This is a genomic window from Streptomyces sp. NPDC041135 (assembly GCF_055592085.1).
The window spans coordinates 55,660-71,687 of record NZ_JBVIYZ010000005.1 but is presented as its reverse complement, the minus strand read 5'-3'; the positions used below and the strand labels follow the sequence as shown (position 1 = coordinate 71,687).

Here is a 16,028-nt window from a genome sequence, read left to right as displayed (position 1 = left end):
CCACCCCGCCGGGCATCGAGGGGGCGTGACCCGCCCCCTCGATGCCCGGCGACCCGCCTCCCGCCCCACCCTCCGGGAGGAACTGGCATCCTCGAAGTTTTACGTATAACCTCTCCCGCTAACCACCCCCGCCGGAAGGCTCTGAAGGTTCCGATGAGACGTATCGCCCTGGTCACCCTCGTCGTCGACGACTACGACGAGGCGATCCGCTTCTACACCGAGGCCCTCGGATTCCGGGTGGCCGAGGACGCGCCGCGGCCCGACGGAGCCCGGTGGGTCGTCGTCGAGCCCGGAGGGCCGAGCGGCGGCACCGGACTGCTGCTCGCCCGTGCCAAGGGCGCGGAGCAGCGGGCCCGGATCGGCGACCAGACCGGAGGCCGCGTCGGCTTCTTCCTGCACACCGACGACTTCGCCCGCGACCACGCCCGCATGCGCGCCGCCGGCGTCACCTTCCTGGAGGAGCCGCGGCACGAGCCGTACGGCAGCGTCGCCGTCTTCCAGGACCTGTACGGCAACCGCTGGGACCTGCTCCAGCCCGCCACCCCCGCAACCGACTGAACCACTGCCGAGGAACCACGCCATGACCGCGCCCCGCATCGACACCGACACGCTCCGCCGGCTGCCCAAGGCCGTGCTGCACGACCACCTCGACGGCGCCCTGCGCCCCGCCACCGTCGTCGAACTCGCGGCCGCGGTCGGCCACACGCTGCCCACGACCGACCCCGACGAGCTGGCCGCCTGGTACGTCGAGGCCGCCGCCTCCGGTGACCTGGTCCGCTACATAGCCACCTTCGAGCACACCCTGGCCGTGCTCCAGACCCGCGAGGGCCTGCTGCGGGCGGCCGAGGAGTACGTCCTGGACCTGGCGGCGGACGGTGTCGTCTACGCCGAGGTGCGCTACGCCCCCGAGCTGAACGTCAACGGCGGGCTGACCCTGAACGAGGTCGTCGAGACCGTGCAGGAGGGCCTCGCCGCCGGCATGGCGAAGGCGGCCGCGGCCGGTACCCCGGTCCGCGTGGGCACCCTGCTGTGCGGGATGCGGATGTTCGACCGGGTCGGTGAGGCCGCCGACCTGGCCGTCGCCTACCGCGACGCCGGTGTCGTCGGCTTCGACATCGCGGGCGCCGAGGACGGCTTCCCGCCCGCCGACCACCTCGCCGCGTTCGAGCACCTGCGCCGCGAGAGCGTGCCGTTCACCATCCACGCCGGCGAGGCGCACGGCCTGCCCAGCATCCACCAGGCCCTCCAGGTGTGCGGCGCCCAGCGGATCGGCCACGGGGTGCGCCTCACCGAGGACATCGTCGACGGCAAGCTCGGCCGCCTCGCGGGCTGGGTGCGCGACCGGCGCATCGCGCTGGAGATGTGCCCGACCTCCAACCTCCAGACGGGCTGCGCCACCTCGATCGCCGAGCACCCGATCACCGCGCTGAAGGACCTGGGCTTCCGGGTCACCCTCAACACCGACAACCGGCTGGTGTCCGGCACGACGATGACCCGTGAGATGTCGCTGCTGGTCGAGGAGGCGGGCTGGACGGTGGAGGACCTGCGCACCGTCACGGTGAACGCCGTCAAGAGCGCGTTCATCCCGTTCGACGAGCGCAAGGCCCTCCTGGAGGACGTGGTCCTGCCGGGTTACGCGGCCGCGCTCTGACGCAGCCCGCGCAGGTAGGCGGCCTGTCCGACGTGCTGGAGGTCGTCGGACAGGACGCTCACCAGCCGGACGCCCAGGGTCACCGGCGGGTCCCAGCGCTCGTCCACCACGCGTTCGAGGTCCTTGGCGGCGAGCCCGCGCAGCGCGGCCAGGGTCTGCTCGTGGACGGCGTCGTAGTACCCGGTCAGCAGCTCGGCGGAGTCGACCCGCACCTTGGCGACCTTCGCCGGGCTGTGCCCGTAGCCGGTGTCCTGACGGGGCAGATCGAGGCCGAACCGCTTCTCCCAGCCGTCCGACAGCCACACCTGTTCCCGGTCGAAGGCGTCGGCGACGTGGTCGTCCTGGACCCGGGTGAGGTGCCAGACGAGCCAGGCGATCGAGTTGGCGCCGGGGGCCGGGCGGTGATGGAGGTCGTCGGGGCCGAGGCCGTCGAGGGCGGCGTGGACCTCTTCCTGGATGCGGCCGTAGCCGTCGATGAGGATGTCCTTCGCATGCATACGACCACCATGGCGCATCGGCGTCCCCCGTGCGTCCGGAAACCGCCGTCCGCCGCGCGGCCGGAATCCGCCTCCCGCGGCCGCCCGGCGGTATGCGCCGCCGATCCTCAGGACGGCTGCGAACCGTGCATGGGCGCCGCCTCCACGGGTGGTGTGTCCTCGGGCGCCGCCTCGCCGTCCGTCCCGAGCAGGGTGACGAGCGCGCGGGCCGCCGGACTGGTGGCCCGGTCGGGCGGCAGCAGGGCCACCGTCTCGTAACGGGCCCCGCCCGTCTCCTTCAGCGGCAGCGCGGTCAGCGCGGGCCGCTTGTGGCGGAAGTGCCGGGGTACGACGGCGATGCCGAGGTTCTCGTCGACCAGGTCCAGCAGGCTGTGCACGTCGTTGACCTCCAGCGCGACCGTGCGCCGGATACCGAGGGCGCCGAACGCGGCGTCGGTGGTGCGGCGCGGGCCCCAGTCCGGGTGGAAGTCGACGAAGACCTCACCGGCCAGGTCGTCCGGGGTGAGGACGGCGCCCGCCGAGGCGAGCCGGTGGCCGGGATGGCAGAGCACGGTCATCGGCTCGCTGGTCAGCGGCACCGAGCGCAGCTGGTCGCTGTCCGCCTGGGTGCGGTAGGCGAAGGCCAGGTCGAGCCGGCCGGCCGCGACCTCCTCCGCCAGCGCGCCCGAGCCCGCCTGGCGCAGCCGGATCTCCACGTCCGGGTGCCGGCCCCGGAACGCCGCCAGCAGCCGCGCCACCTGCACCCCGGCGATGCACTGCTCGGTGCCCAGCGCCAGGGTGCCGCGCAGGACGCCCTGCACCGCGGCGACCGCCTCGTGCGCCGACCGCACCTGTGCCAGGATGCGCTCGGCCTCGGCCAGCAGCGCCCGCCCGGCCTCGGTCAGGGTCACCCGCCGGGTGGTGCGCACGAACAGCGGTGCCCGCAGCTCCCGCTCCAGCGCCCGGATGGACGCCGACAGGCCCGACTGGGACACCATCAGGCGTTCGGCGGCCCGGGTGAAGTGCTGGTCCTCGGCGACGGCGACGAAGTGCTGGAGGTGGCGCAGTTCCATGATTGAGAAGCCTAGCCGCTGAATTCCATCGGATTCTCCTGTTGGACCGCTGCCCGCGCCCCGGGGAAGAGTAGGAGGAGCGGTTCCCTGGAACGAGCCGTTCCGGGGCGCCGTCCGACCGTGTGCCAACCCCTCTGGAGTCGCGTTGTACACCGCACACCCCGACCGCTACGCCGACATGCCCTACCGGCGCACCGGACGCAGCGGACTGAAGCTCCCCGCGCTGTCGCTCGGCCTGTGGCACAACTTCGGCCCCGACCGTCCCGTCGAGACGCAGCGCGCCATCCTGCGCCGCGCCTTCGACCTCGGTGTCACCCACTTCGACCTGGCCAACAACTACGGCCCGCCGCCCGGCGCCGCCGAGTCCGCGCTCGGTGAGGCCCTGCGGGCGGACTTCGCGCCGTACCGCGACGAGCTGGTCGTCTCCACCAAGGCCGGCTACCTGATGTGGCCCGGCCCGTACGGCGAATGGGGCTCCCGCAAGTACCTGCTGTCCTCGCTGGACCGCAGCCTGCGGCGGATGGGTCTGGAGTACGTCGACATCTTCTACTCGCACCGCCCGGACCCCGAGACTCCGCTGGAGGAGACGATGGGCGCGCTGCACTCGGCGGTCCAGCAGGGCAAGGCGCTCTACGTCGGCATCTCCAACTACTCGGCCGAGCAGACCCGGGAGGCCGCCCGCATCCTCGACGACCTGGGCACCCCGCTGCTGATCCACCAGCCGCGCTACTCGATGCTCGACCGCCGCCCGGAGACCGAGGGCCTGCTGGACGCCCTGGACGACCTCCAGGTCGGTTCCATCGTCTTCTCCCCGCTGGAGCAGGGCCTGCTCACCGGCCGCTACCTCGACGGCATCCCCGAGGACTCGCGGGCCGCGAGCGACAGCCCCTTCCTCAGCTCCGACGCCGTCACCGAAGACCTCGTCGGCAAGCTGCGCGCCCTCGACGAGATCGCCAAGTCCCGCGGCCAGAGCCTGGCCCAGCTCGCCCTGGCCTGGGTGCTGCGCGGCGGCCGGGTGACCTCCGCCCTGGTGGGCGCGAGCAGCCCCCGCCAGCTCGAGGACAGCGTGGGCGCCATCGCCAACCTGGACTTCGACGCCGAGGAACTGGCCCGGATCGACGCGGTCGTCAACGGCTGAGGACCCGTCACCGCGGCACTCCGCCGCTTCGCGGCCCGGCCCCGGACCGCGAAGCGACGCGGGTGGTTCCGCCGGGCCGCACCGCGATACACCACCTCCGGCCGCCTTTCCGGCGGCCGCCGTGAAATCGCGGTGAATTCCACGTGCGTCGTGACACCGCTTCTTTGCGGTTTCACATCACTTTCACAATCACCCTCGCCGCGGTCCTCGCGGTCCGCACCGCGGCCTTCCCCTCGGCCGTCACGCCGGCTTTCGGCATCCCTTTCACTCCTTTCACCGCTGTCACCTCACCGCTGTCACCGGCTTTCCGGATCACCGGCCGTGACTCCGCGGATCATCGACCCTATTCGGCCTTGGCCGCCGGTCAGGCGCCGGCCGGGACCCGGTCCAGGAAGCCGAGGACGGCCCGGATCCGTCCCTCGCCGTCCAGCGTGATCACGTCGGACCCGGCCACCGGCGCCGAGCCGTCCGCCTCGTTCACCAGCTCCCAGGAGAAGCGGGCGGTGTCGTGGTGCCCGTCCACCGCGCCGAGCGGGCGGAAGGCGAACCCCGGGAACTGCTCGTGCGCCGCCGCGATCACGGCCGCGATCTGCTCGTGCCCGCGGACGTCGGCCAGCGGGTCGGTGTAGGCGCCGTCGGCGGCCCACGCCGCGGCGACCGCCTCGGCCCGGGTCCGCGGGTCGGTGGCGTTCCAGGCCTCGAAGTAGCGGGCGACGGCGTTCTCGTGGCGGTCGGTGTGCACGGACATGGTGAATCAGCCTCCGTTGAGGGTCGTAACCGCTGGTCGGTGCCGGATCTCCGCCTGCGTCGATCCGGTGGCACCACCATGCCCGGGAAGTGCGGGGAGATCGATTACCCCTCGGGTAATGGCAATGGGCGGCGCACCCGGCGCATTTCGGCCAACGCGTGCGCGGAATATGCCAGGAGACTGGCCGGAAAGTCGTGGTGACAGTGTTTCGGGAGTGAAGATACTCAAACGCCAGGGGCACTTCACCGCACAGGAGCCGTACGGAATGCGAGATCCGGCCGGCACACCGGCGAGCGACGGGGGAGTGATCGTGCACGACGAATTCCTGTGCCATGTCACGGCGTACGGAATATGCGGCGGGCGCCGTATCGGCGTACCGCTCGGCACCTATCGCGCGCCCACCCTGGCGCTGGCCCTGTGGTGGCTGCGGGACCGGGCGTCCTGGATCGCCGAACGGCTCGACCCGCTGCCCTCCGACCCCGCCTTCCCGCCGGGCGCCCTCGTCCCGGTCGCGGAGACGGTGACCGACGTGCCGGTGCTGCTGCGCGCCTGGTGCGCCGACACCGACCGGCAGGAACTGGTCGCCGAGGAACTGGCCGGCGGACGGCTGGTGCGGATCGCCGCCAGCGACGAGACCACCGAGTACGAACTGCTCGCCGAGTCCGTCGACGCCCTGCGCATGCAGCGCACCCTGCCTGCGCTGATCGTTCCCGTCGCCTGACACGTGACAGCGGCCGCCGGCCACCGTCCCCCGCCGGTCGGTGGGACGGCGCCCTTCGTGACCAATCGGTAGAATCCGGGGTATGGCGGAGCGACCGGCCGCCCCGACGGCACCCGAACTCGTGCTGGAGACCGACGCCGGCTCCCTGGTGATGAGCCCGGGCCACGACTACCGTCTGGGCCGCGACCCGTTGAGCGAGATCGTCCTGGACGACGCCCGGGTCTCCTGGCACCACGCGGTGCTCCGCTGCGAGGACGGCCACTGGACGCTGGAGGACGAAGGCAGCACCAACGGCACCTACGCCGACGGCCGCCGCGTCCGTGAACGGGACGTCGGCCCCGGCAGCGAGATCCGCCTCGCCAGTCCCGCCGACGGACCGCGCGCCGTCCTCACCGACCGTCCCCCGCCCGCCCGGGACCGCCCCTCCGCCGTCGCCGCACCCGCCCTGACCGGCACCTTCCGCCGGCCCAGCACGGTACGGCCGCTGCCCGCCCGTGAGCTGCGCATCGGCCGGGCCCCCGACAACGACATCGTCGTCGACGACCTGATCGTCTCCCGCTACCACGCCGAGCTGCACGCCCGGCCCGACGGCACGTACGAGATCGTCGACCTCGGCAGCCACAACGGCACCTACCTCGACGGCAGCCCCGTCGGCCGCGCCCCGGTCCGCCCCGGCGACATCGTCGGCATCGGGCACTCCGCGTTCTGCCTGGCCGGCGGCTCACTGCAGGAGTACGTCGACACCGGCGAGGTCTCCCTGGACGTGGAGGACCTCACCGTCGCCGTCGACCGCGGCCGCAAGGTGCTCCTCGACCACGTCTCCTTCCCGGTGGGCGAGAAGTGCCTGCTGGCGGTGGTCGGACCGAGCGGCGCGGGCAAGTCCACCCTGCTGAACGCCCTGACCGGGCAGCGCCCCGCCGACCTCGGCACCGTCCTGTACGACGGCCGCGACCTCTACCACGACTACGCCGAACTGCGTCAGCGCATCGGCCTGGTCCCGCAGGACGACATCCTGCACGCCCAGCTCACCGTGCGCGCCGCCCTGTCCTACGCCGCCGAGCTGCGCTTCCCGCAGGACACCGGCAAGGCGGAACGGCGGGCCCGGGTGGACGAGGTGATCGGGGAACTCGGCCTCGGGCAGCGCGCCGGGCAGCCCGTGCACAGCCTCTCCGGCGGGCAGCGCAAGCGAGTCAGCGTGGCCCTGGAACTGCTGACCAAGCCGTCCCTGCTCTTCCTCGACGAGCCGACCTCCGGACTCGACCCCGGCATGGACCGCTCCGTGATGCACATGCTGCGCGGCCTCGCGGACGACGGCCGCACCGTCATCGTCGTCACCCACAGCGTCCTCAGCCTCGACGTCTGCGACCGGCTGCTGGTGCTCGCCCCGGGCGGCAGGACCGCCTACTACGGGCCGCCCGGCGACGCCCTCGCCTTCTTCGGCTTCGAGCAGTGGCCGGAGGCCTTCGAGGCCTTCGAGCGCGACCAGGAGCGGGACTGGGCGGGGGAGTACCGGCAGTCGTCCTCGCACCGCCGGTACGTCGTCGAGGCCGGCGCCCAGCCCCACCTGACCGGCGCCCGGCCCGTCGCCGTGGCGCCCCCGCCCCGCCCCCGCGGCTGGGGCGCCCAGCTGAGCACCCTGGTCCGCCGCTACGCGTCCGCGCTCAGCGCCGACCGCACCTTCCTGGCCGTCATGGTCGCGCTGCCGTTCGTCATGGGCGCGATGGCGCGGGCCCTGGCGGGCGGCACGCTGACGCGGGAGACGGCGATGAACACGCTGATCATCCTGTGCGTGGGCGGCGTGCTCACCGGAGCGGCCAACGCGGTGCGCGAACTGGTCAAGGAACGGGTGATCTACCAGCGCGAACGGGCGGTCGGCCTGTCCAGATCGGCGTACCTGATGTCCAAGGTCGTCGTCCTCGGCGCCGTCACCGTGGCCCAGGCCGTGGTGCTCACCCTGGTGGCCCTGCTCGGTGTCGGCCTCGGCGCCCCCGGCGGGCACGGCGTGCTGCTGCCGCCGCTGGCCGAGATCACGCTCGCCGTCGCCCTGCTGTCCTTCACGGCGATGATGCTCGGCCTGCTGGTCTCGGCGCTGGTGCGCAAGGAAGAGGTCACGATGCCGCTGCTGGTGCTGCTGGCCATCGTCCAGGTCGTCCTCTGCGGTGCCCTGCTGCCCCTGCACGGCGTGCCCGGACTGGAGCAGGTGGCCTGGCTGGTGCCCTCCCGCTGGGCCCTGGGCGCCATGGCGAGCACCATCGACGTGGCCCGGATCGTCCCCGGTGAGCTGACCGGCGACCCCCTGTACCGCCACACGGCCGGGGTGTGGCTGCTGGACATGGGCATGCTGCTGGTGCTGTCGGCCGGCTGCGGCTTCCTGGTGGCCCGGCTGCTGCGCCGGCACGAGCCCGTCGTGATGCGGACGTGAGGCGGGTGCGATGACGGCCCCCGCGTTCCGCCCGACCCACGTCGTGCCCCCGCGCGGCATGCCCGCCTGGGAGGCCCCGGACCCCGCCCGGCCGACCGTCCCCCTCGACGCGCTGCTGCCGGTCCAGCTCGTCCGGCGGCAGGGCGACTGGGCGCACATCCGCTGCGCCAACGGCTGGACCGCCTGGGTGGACGGCCGCCACCTGGTCGCCGTACCCCAGGACCCGCCCCTCGCCGACGACCCGCCCGGTGACGCGGCCGACGACCCGCGGCCCCTGCTGGAGCGCGCCGGACAGGCCCTGGCGCACTACCGGGCGGCGGTCGAGGAACTGGTGGCCGGCGACCTGGACGGCGAGTCCTTCCGCGGCCGCACGTACGGCCTGCGGATCGGCGTCGTCGTGGACGGTGAGTCCGTGTGGCTGTACGACCCCGGTGAGGGCCGCTGGCTGTACGGCGACGGGCGCCGGCTCGCCACCTTCGCCACCGACCGGGCGCAGCCCGAGACCGAGCCCCAGGGACGCACCCCGGCCCGGGAGGACCACGGGCACGCCCCGACCCGGGTCGTCACCTCCGAGGGCGAACGCTAGGTCTACCCCGGCCGACCCGGACGGCGTTCCGCGCGCCCTTCCCGGCCGCTCCCGTCCGACCGCCGTGCCCGGAGATCGCGCCGCCGGCAGGCCGGTCCGGCGAGCGTGGCGCCGAGGAACCCGGCGACCAGGCCCCACAGCGCGCCCAGGGCCACCGCCGACCACGGCCGGGGCCGCAGCAGCACCTCGCCGGAGAGGTTCCCGCCCAGGTCGCCGAGGCCGAGCAGGGACAGCCCGTAGTGCGCGGAGACCCGGCCCACCAGGCAGATCACGAGCACCGTCAGGGCCAGCGCCACGGCCAGGCGCAGCGCGTGCCGCCGGGCGCGGACGCCGGGCGGTGAGCGCAGCGCCACCAGGAAGGCGGCGGCGAGCAGCAGGACGGCGGCCACGGCCGGCAGCCACCACACCCGGCCGTCGTGCGCGCCCAGCGTGCGCAGGTTCACCGCCGCGAGGTCCGGGGTGCGCAGCACGGCGTTCAGCACCGTCGGCATCGGCAGCCCGAACGGGCCGTCCACCCGGCCGTCCCAGGTGGCCCCCAGCCCCACCGTGAAGGCCGGCCAGGCCACGTTGGGCAGACCCAGCAGGACGGTCGCCCCGACCTGGGCCGCGTGACCGCGCACCACCGCCACCGCCAGGGCGGCGAGGACACCCAGCACGACCCAGGCGAGCAGGAGGACGATCATCGCGTGCGCCACCGGGCGGACCGTCCGGTGCAGGCGCAGCAGCCGCGCCGGGAGCGGGGCCCCGCGTGCCGCCAGCAACGTCAGCAGCAGGACGCCCGCCAGCCACAGCAGCCCGGCGAGCAGGGTCAGCGGCACGTCCGTGGTGAACCCGACCCGCGGCGCGGTGCCCAGCAGGCCGGCCAGGTCGCTGAGCGTGCCGTCGCCGACGTCCACGGCGAAGGACTGCCGCGCGCAGAGCGCCAGGCCGGTCAGCGCGAGCAGCCACAGCACCGCGATCCGGGCGGCCCAGCCCGCCAGCTCACCGGCCCCGGCGACCGCCCGGTGCCGCAGCGGGCGCAGGAACCCGGCACCCGTCACCAGGGCCCCGGTCAGCGTCACCGACAGCGGCATGACGACCAGTCCGGCATGGCTCTCGGCGAGCGCGCCGGCGTCGCCCGACAGCTCGACGGTGCCGCCGACGGCCAGCACCACGGTCGCCGCCACCACGCGCGGGAAAGCGCCGTCGGGCAGGTCCGCCGCCCCCGCCGCCCACAGCCCGAGCGCGGCGTCCACGGCCATGGCCGCCAGCGCGGCCAGCACCACGACCGGCGCCCGCGGCCAGCCGTGGCGGGCGCCGGGCCGGACGGACGCGGTGGCGGGACTCACCCTGGTCAGGCTAGGCACGGGCTGCCGAACCCGCTTGCCGGGCTGGGCCGTCCGCACCCGTCCGGCACCCGCCCGCACCCGCCCGAGCGCCCTGCGGGGCGCTCCCGGGCCGGCTTCCGGAAGTCCGCTTGCGGGGCCCCTGGTGACAGCGCACACAATGGGCTCGGGGGCAGGGAACCGGCACAGGCACCACCATCACCTGCCGCTACGGAAGAAGAAGCTCGTGAGCGTCCAACCACCGTCTTCCGGCCGCCCCACGGGACCGCCCTCCGGACCGCTGGCGGGTCTACCGCCCACCGGTCCGCCACCGGCGCGGCCACCCCGAGACGGCTCCGGCGCGGGTTCCGGCCCCGGCTCGGTTCCCGGTGGCGGCTCCGGTGGTGGTTCCGGCGGCCCGGGTTCCGGCGGCGGCCCGGACCCGGGCGAGGGTCCTTCCCCCGGCCGGCCGCGTCCGCCGTGGTGGAGATCCGCACCGCGCGTGGCCGCCCTCACCGCGGTGGTGGTCGCGGCCGTGGTCCTGGCACTGGTGTTCACCCGCTCGGGCGGCGGCTCGGCGGCCAAGGGCGGCGAGGTGTTCCTTCAGTCGGCCGGTCAGACCGGCCCGGACCCCTACACGCGGTCCACGGCGAAGGAGAGTGCGCTCCCGCAGGGCTCCACCGCCCCGTCCACCTCCACCGCCCCGTCCACCTCCGCCGCACCGTCCAACGAGGTCCGCGGGGTCGACGGCGACGCGCCCGGCCTCTACGGCGGCACCCCCAAGGTGTCCACCTGCGACGTCGAGGCCCAGATCAAGAGCCTGCGGGCCACCCCGGCCAAGAACCGCGCGTTCGCCTCGGTGGCCGGGGTGGAGCCGGGCGGCGTTCCCGCCTACCTGCGCTCGCTGACCCCCGTCCAGCTGCGCGCGGACACCCGGGTCACCAACCACGGCTACCGCGACGGGGCCGCCACCAGCTACCAGGCGGTACTCCAGGCGGGCACCGCCGTCCTCATCGACGGCCACGGCGTGCCCCGGGTGCGCTGCGCCTGCGGCAACCCGCTGACCTCCCCGGTGGCCATCCGGACCACGCCGAGGCCGGTCGGGGACTCCTGGCCGTCGTACCGGCCCTCCAACGTCGTGGTGGTCACACCGGCCCCGCGGGTCGTCGACGTCTTCGTGCTCTACGACCCCCGCCACCACGACTGGTTCCACCGGCAGCGGGGCGACACCGGACGCCACGACGAGAAGACGGCACCGCCGGAGCATCCGGTCGACCCGTCGAACCCGCCGAAGCCACCGGCCGCTGACTGCGCCTCACCCGGCGGACCGGGATCGTCCGACTGCCCGGCGACGTCCGGGGGAGCGTCGTCGCCGTCGTCGCCGCCCTCCTCGAAACCGCCGGGGTCGTCCTCGCAGCCGTCGTCGAAACCGCCCTCGAAGCCGTCGTCCGAGTCGTCGGACTCCTCGTCGTCGGACACCCCGGCCTCCGACTCCCCGGCCACCGGCACCTCCCGGCCGCCGGCGCCCCGGACACCCCCCGGCACGGAGACCTCCGGTACGGCGACCGACGAGTCCCCGCCCAGCAGCCTCCCGGGGTCCTCGTCGTCGGGCGAGTCCGAGCGGCCTGACGAGCCCCCGCCGTCCTCCGAGCAGCCGCCACCGGTGTCCGGACCGTCCCAGGACTCGGGAGGCGGCACGTCCCCCTGACGTCCGCAGCCCGAGGTCTCCCGGGCCTCTGGGTCCGTGCCGGCCGGGTCAGCCGGCGCGGACGACCAGGGCGTAGTCGCCCAGGCCCAGCAGACCGCCGGCCGGGATCGTGCCCAGCGCGGTGAGGACCGCGTCCACGCGGCCGCTCTCCGGGTCGAACGCCACGTCCTGGACCGTGCCGCGCTCGTCACCGGTCTCCGTCAGCACCCGGCGCCGCAGCATCTCGTGCGGTACCGGTGCCGCGTCCGCGGGCTCGTGATGGGGGCGGACCAGGACCGCGTCCGGGCCGACCGCCTGGAGCGCCGCCCACGGCAGCACGGTCTCCTTGCGGCCGTGACCGACCCGCACGTGCGTGACGGTGCCCGAGACGGCGTCGACGGCCAGGGAGGTCACCCTGCCGATCTCGTTCGCCTCGCTGACGGTCACCACGGGCAGGCCGCGCACCTGCGAGTACAGCATCACGACGGCATCTCCTTCGGCGAGTGCGGCAGCGGGGCCTCGCCCCGCGCGTGGAACGCCCCCACCTGACCGACGAAGGTCGGCAGGTCCTCGGCGACGTACAGCGCCGCGTCCGCCGGGATCACCAGGGCCTGGCCGGACACGGCCAGGGTCTCGCCCCGGGGCACGTACACCTTGCGCCTGCGGCGCGCCGACGCGGCCGTCAGCTCCTTGGTCGCCGCGATCCGGAAGCCGACGACCCGCCCGCCGGCGCCGGCCTCCACCACCACGTCCAGCACCGTGCCGACCTCCGTGCCCGCGTCCGTGAGCACCTTGGCGCCGAGCACCTGGCCCCGCGCGGCCTCCTTGCGGTCGACCACCGCACCCGGCTCGGCGAGGTCCCGCGCATCGCGGATCATCACCGCGTGCTGTCCCAGGGAGTGCACCGACGCCCACGGCAGGCTCTGCTTCAGCGGTCCCGCGAGCAGGCCGCGGCCGCTGAGCGTGAACCCCGTGATCCGGCCCGCCGGGGCGTCGAACACCGTGTCCTTGATCTGCGCGACCGCGTCGCCCGCCAGGGTCACCACCGGCAGGGTCGTCAGGCTCCGCGCCTCGATCAGCTCCGTCGCCGGCCCGGCCATCACGCGCTCCGCCCGCCGTGGCGCCCGCCGCGCCGCACGGCGATGACCGTCCCGGACCGCCGCCGGGCCTGGACCGCCAGCACCGCCCCGGCCACGACGGCCACCGCCGCCACCACCAGGACCAGCCATACCCACCAGACCACCGTCCACCTCCGGACACCCGGACCGGCCGCCGTCGGCCGGGCCCACGTCCCGCGTGTTCCCCCGACCGCCCGGAGGATGTCACCCCGCGCGGTTGTGCGCGCTGGGCGAACACGCGCGGGGGACTGCCCGGCCGTACCCGGGGTACGAGGACCGGTGCGACAGCGACCGGCCGGCCGGCTTCCGAGAGAGAAACGTATGAACGATCACCTGGGCGGGGCAGTGATACCGACTGGTTTCGACGTCCCCGTGGAGCCACTGCGGCGTGCGGCGCACTTCACCGGTGAACCCGGCTGCATCGCCGACGCCCGGCGCTTCGCGGCCCAGTTCCTGCAGCAGCTCCGGACCGAGTGGTGCGCCCGCATCGAGCCGCGCACCGACGGCGACCTGCTCCTGGTGGTCAGCGAGCTGGTCACCAACGCCGACCGGCACAGCAGCGGCCCGTACATCCTGGAGCTGGAGGGCACCGACCGCGCGGTGACGGTGTGCGTCTACGACAGCAGCGCCACCCTGCCCCGGCGCTTCGCCCGTGATCCCCAGCGCGTCGGCCGGCACGGCCTGGAGATCGTGCACGCCCTGGTCGAGGAGATCACCGTCGAACGGGTCCCCGTCGGCAAACGCGTCTGCGCCCGCGTCCCGCTGACGCCCTCCGCGTCCCGCTGAACGTCCCGCCGATGCCCTCCTGCCCCGTTTCCGCCGTCCCACCGGCTTCACCGAGAGCGCAATTCCGGTCCCTTGCCCTCGCCGGGCGGGCTCCTAGGCTGTGACGGTGACGAATCCACCGCCGCACCACACAGCGATCGAAGCGCCGGACGAAGCGCCGGACGGGACGCCGGAAGAAGCGTTGAGGGACGCGCCGTCGGCGCGTGTCCTCCCGCTGCGCCCGCCGGCCGCCCGCCCCGGTGCCCCGGCCACGACCCCGGCGCGCGCGGCCCGGGAGCCCCTCTGGCGCGACCTGGTCGGCGACGTGCTGCGGCGGGAGCGGCAGGCACAGGAGCGGACCCTCAAGGACGTCGCCGACGCGGCCCGGATCTCCCTGCCCTACCTCTCGGAGGTCGAGCGGGGCCGCAAGGAGGCCTCCTCGGAGGTCCTGGCGGCGGCCGCCGGCGCCCTGGGTCTGGGCCTGGGCGACCTGCTGGTGCGCGTGCGAGGCGAGCTGGGCCGGCGGCACCCCGGCAGCCGCGACACCGCGGCCTCGTCGTACACCGGTCTCGCGCTGGCCGCCTGATCGGCCGACCGGGCGGAGAGGACGGCCCGCACCGATGAGTTTCCGGGCGCGGGCCGGTCGACACCGGTGACCGCGTTCCACGCCCAGGAGGTGCTCATGACCGCCGACGGATTCACCACGTGTCTCTGGTTCGACGAGCAGGCCGAGGAGGCCGCTCATTTCTACGTGTCGGTCTTCAAGAACTCCGGCATCGGCCGGATCAGCCGCTACACCGAAGGCGGCCCGCGTCCGGCCGGTTCCGTGCTGACCGTGGAGTTCACCGCCAACGGACAGAAGTTCCTCGCCCTCAACGGCGGCCCGCAGTTCACCTTCACCGAGGCCGTCTCGTTCCAGATCCTCTGCGCCGACCAGCAGGAGATCGACCACTACTGGGCCAGGCTGACCGAGGACGGCGGCGAGGGCAGCTCCTGCGGCTGGCTCAAGGACAAGTACGGCCTGTCCTGGCAGGTCGTGTGGGACCGGTTGCCCGAGCTGATCAGCGACCCGGACCCGCAGCGGGCGGCGCGGACCATGGCCGCCATGATGCCGATGGGCAAGCTCGACGTCGCCGCGCTCCAGCGGGCCTACGACGCCCCATAGGGAGCGCGGCCACCCCCGGGGGAGTGCCGCGGGCGCACCGGCGGGTCGGCGCCCGCCGGTGCGCCCCGTGCTGTCCGGCCGGGTGCTCAGACCCGGTCGGCCACGATCAGCAGGTACTGGAAGCTGCCGTTGCGGTACGCCGACAGGAAGGTGTCCTCGATGCCGGTGACCAGGTGGTCGGCCTGCTTGCGCAGCTCCCAGTAGGGGATCGTGGCCTCCGTCAGGTCCTGCACGTGGACCGGTACCAGGCGGTTGCGGGTCATGGCCCTGAAGTAGGCCGACCGCGGATGGATGTCGCAGATGTAGTGCGCGTTGATCAGCGACACCTCCCGCGAGGCCTGCCCGTAGGTGTCGTTGTAGCAGCCGGTGATCACCAAGTACCGTCGCCTCGCCCGCGCGGTTCACCGGCCGGCGCCGGCGCTCCGCACCGGCCCGCAGGTGGGCGGCGAGGGAGGGCGCCCGTCCGGTGATCCCCGTCAGGGCGTCCCGGGACAGCGCGAGGACCACCCCGGCCGTCTCGGCCCGCACGGAGGCCGGCCAGAGCGGGTCGGACCGGCCGATCGCCTCGTCGCCCACCGGGTCGCCGCCGGTGACGAGCCCGACGACCTGCTCCTCGCCGTAGGCCCCGGCCGCGCGGCGGGCGAAGCGGCCGTGCACGACGAGGTACACCTCCGTGATCGGCCGGCCCGCCTCGGCCAGCGCCTGCCCGGCACGCACCTCGCGGGGGCGGAAGCGGGCGGCGATCTCCCGCAGCACCTCGGTGTCGGTGTAGCCGCGCAGGACGGGCAGTTCGGTCAGCGTCCGGGGGATCACCCGGATGTCGTCGGCGCCGTGGTGCTCGAACTGCACCCGGCCGTGCCCGGTCCGCAGCTGGAGGCGGCGGTTGACCCGGTAGGTGCCGCCCTTGACGTCCACCCACGGCAGTGACCTCAGCAGCCACCGCGGGCTGATGCCCCGCATCTGCGGTTCGGACTTGGTGGTCGTGGCGAGCCGGCGTGCCGCCCGGGTGCTCAGACTGGTCGCCTGCCCGCCGGCGGGCGCACCGGCGGGCAGAACGGGTGCGCGGTGGTCGGCGGCGGGACCGGTGGCGCTGTCCGGTGTGGACACATTCCCTCCAGTGAACGGGGGTGGCCGGATCGGTCGGTGGGGTGCGAGGTGGCGGTGCGCAGCAACC

The 16,028-nt window shown here is 74.3% G+C and carries 17 protein-coding genes and 2 pseudogenes; 10 read left to right on the top strand and 9 right to left on the bottom strand.

All coding sequences use genetic code 11. The annotated features are described in order from the left end of the window. The first annotated feature begins 153 nt into the window (after positions 1-153). Together ACZ6CZ_RS13840 and ACZ6CZ_RS13835 are read left to right on the top strand one after the other, a co-directional pair. Positions 154-558 carry a VOC family protein gene (locus ACZ6CZ_RS13840; RefSeq protein WP_469019310.1) on the top strand — a complete coding sequence of 135 codons (405 nt, stop codon included), beginning with the start codon at positions 154-156 and terminating at the stop codon, positions 556-558. Between the two features lie 22 nt (positions 559-580). Beyond that, on the top strand, positions 581-1,651 hold the full coding sequence (locus ACZ6CZ_RS13835; protein ID WP_469019307.1) for an adenosine deaminase: 1,071 nt from the start codon (positions 581-583) through the stop codon (positions 1,649-1,651). On the opposite strand, the gene ACZ6CZ_RS13830 is transcribed toward ACZ6CZ_RS13835, so the two are convergent. Both ACZ6CZ_RS13830 and ACZ6CZ_RS13825 read right to left on the bottom strand, forming a co-directional pair. Continuing rightward, on the bottom strand, positions 1,633-2,148 hold the full coding sequence (locus ACZ6CZ_RS13830; RefSeq protein ID WP_469019304.1) for a mycothiol transferase: 516 nt from the start codon (positions 2,146-2,148) through the stop codon (positions 1,633-1,635). The genes ACZ6CZ_RS13835 and ACZ6CZ_RS13830 overlap by 19 nt on opposite strands. A 107-nt stretch (positions 2,149-2,255) precedes the next feature. Then, a complete protein-coding gene (locus tag ACZ6CZ_RS13825; RefSeq protein ID WP_469019302.1) occupies positions 2,256-3,200 on the bottom strand; it encodes a LysR family transcriptional regulator in 945 nt (314 codons plus the stop codon). A 145-nt stretch (positions 3,201-3,345) separates the two neighbouring features. Between ACZ6CZ_RS13825 and mgrA the strand changes: the two genes are divergently transcribed. Beyond that, positions 3,346-4,338 carry an L-glyceraldehyde 3-phosphate reductase gene (gene mgrA / locus ACZ6CZ_RS13820; RefSeq protein ID WP_469019299.1) on the top strand — a complete coding sequence of 331 codons (993 nt, stop codon included), beginning with the start codon at positions 3,346-3,348 and terminating at the stop codon, positions 4,336-4,338. A 364-nt stretch (positions 4,339-4,702) separates the two neighbouring features. On the opposite strand, the gene ACZ6CZ_RS13815 is transcribed toward mgrA, so the two are convergent. Next, a complete protein-coding gene (locus ACZ6CZ_RS13815; RefSeq protein WP_469019296.1) occupies positions 4,703-5,086 on the bottom strand; it encodes a nuclear transport factor 2 family protein in 384 nt (127 codons plus the stop codon). Positions 5,087-5,396: 310 nt separating this feature from the next. Here ACZ6CZ_RS13815 and ACZ6CZ_RS13810 point away from each other — a divergent pair, with 310 nt between their 5' ends. The 3 genes from ACZ6CZ_RS13810 to ACZ6CZ_RS13800 all read left to right on the top strand — a co-directional run bounded on the left by ACZ6CZ_RS13810 (position 5,397) and on the right by ACZ6CZ_RS13800 (position 8,815). Then, entirely contained in the window at positions 5,397-5,807 is a 411-nt protein-coding gene (locus tag ACZ6CZ_RS13810; protein ID WP_469020489.1) for a hypothetical protein, read from the top strand. Positions 5,808-5,889: 82 nt separating this feature from the next. Continuing rightward, on the top strand, positions 5,890-8,229 hold the full coding sequence (locus tag ACZ6CZ_RS13805) for an ABC transporter ATP-binding protein/permease (RefSeq protein ID WP_469019291.1): 2,340 nt from the start codon (positions 5,890-5,892) through the stop codon (positions 8,227-8,229). 10 nt (positions 8,230-8,239) lie between these two features. Further along, positions 8,240-8,815: a hypothetical protein gene (locus ACZ6CZ_RS13800; RefSeq protein WP_469019288.1), complete on the top strand. Its 576-nt coding sequence runs from the start codon at positions 8,240-8,242 to the stop codon at positions 8,813-8,815. Between the two features lie 2 nt (positions 8,816-8,817). Here the strand turns inward: ACZ6CZ_RS13800 and ACZ6CZ_RS13795 are convergent, their stop codons facing one another. Continuing rightward, on the bottom strand, positions 8,818-10,143 hold the full coding sequence (locus ACZ6CZ_RS13795) for a streptophobe family protein (RefSeq protein WP_469019285.1): 1,326 nt from the start codon (positions 10,141-10,143) through the stop codon (positions 8,818-8,820). Positions 10,144-10,366: 223 nt separating this feature from the next. On the opposite strand from ACZ6CZ_RS13795, the gene ACZ6CZ_RS13790 reads away from it, so the two are divergent. Continuing rightward, on the top strand, positions 10,367-11,827 hold the full coding sequence (locus ACZ6CZ_RS13790; RefSeq protein WP_469019282.1) for a DUF6777 domain-containing protein: 1,461 nt from the start codon (positions 10,367-10,369) through the stop codon (positions 11,825-11,827). A gap of 48 nt (positions 11,828-11,875) precedes the next feature. Here the strand turns inward: ACZ6CZ_RS13790 and ACZ6CZ_RS13785 are convergent, their stop codons facing one another. From ACZ6CZ_RS13785 to ACZ6CZ_RS13775, 3 genes are read right to left on the bottom strand one after another with little or no spacing between them, the layout of a single operon-like run. Beyond that, a complete protein-coding gene (locus ACZ6CZ_RS13785) occupies positions 11,876-12,286 on the bottom strand; it encodes a PRC-barrel domain-containing protein (RefSeq protein ID WP_469020486.1) in 411 nt (136 codons plus the stop codon). Beyond that, entirely contained in the window at positions 12,286-12,906 is a 621-nt protein-coding gene (locus ACZ6CZ_RS13780) for a PRC-barrel domain-containing protein (RefSeq protein ID WP_469019279.1), read from the bottom strand. The genes ACZ6CZ_RS13785 and ACZ6CZ_RS13780 overlap by 1 nt, the downstream gene beginning before the upstream one ends. Then, complete coding sequence (locus ACZ6CZ_RS13775) at positions 12,906-13,049, bottom strand: hypothetical protein (protein WP_469019277.1); 144 nt, start codon at positions 13,047-13,049, stop codon at positions 12,906-12,908. Before ACZ6CZ_RS13775 ends, ACZ6CZ_RS13780 begins: the two co-directional genes overlap by 1 nt. A 196-nt stretch (positions 13,050-13,245) precedes the next feature. Here ACZ6CZ_RS13775 and ACZ6CZ_RS13770 point away from each other — a divergent pair, with 196 nt between their 5' ends. The 3 genes from ACZ6CZ_RS13770 to ACZ6CZ_RS13760 all read left to right on the top strand — a co-directional run bounded on the left by ACZ6CZ_RS13770 (position 13,246) and on the right by ACZ6CZ_RS13760 (position 14,854). Further along, positions 13,246-13,710, top strand: a complete 465-nt coding sequence (locus tag ACZ6CZ_RS13770) for an ATP-binding protein (protein ID WP_469019275.1) — start codon at positions 13,246-13,248, stop codon at positions 13,708-13,710. A 181-nt stretch (positions 13,711-13,891) separates the two neighbouring features. Continuing rightward, a complete protein-coding gene (locus ACZ6CZ_RS13765; RefSeq protein WP_469020482.1) occupies positions 13,892-14,275 on the top strand; it encodes a helix-turn-helix domain-containing protein in 384 nt (127 codons plus the stop codon). A 96-nt stretch (positions 14,276-14,371) separates the two neighbouring features. Continuing rightward, positions 14,372-14,854: a VOC family protein gene (locus ACZ6CZ_RS13760; protein ID WP_469019272.1), complete on the top strand. Its 483-nt coding sequence runs from the start codon at positions 14,372-14,374 to the stop codon at positions 14,852-14,854. An 86-nt stretch (positions 14,855-14,940) separates the two neighbouring features. Here ACZ6CZ_RS13760 and ACZ6CZ_RS13755 read toward each other — a convergent pair. Together ACZ6CZ_RS13755 and ACZ6CZ_RS13750 are read right to left on the bottom strand one after the other, a co-directional pair. Next, positions 14,941-15,237: pseudogene (locus ACZ6CZ_RS13755) on the bottom strand (SAM-dependent methyltransferase); the annotation flags it as partial. Next, positions 15,233-15,961, bottom strand: a pseudogene (locus ACZ6CZ_RS13750) (cyclic nucleotide-binding domain-containing protein); the annotation flags it as partial. The pseudogenes ACZ6CZ_RS13755 and ACZ6CZ_RS13750, both read right to left, overlap by 5 nt. Positions 15,962-16,028 lie beyond the last annotated feature (67 nt).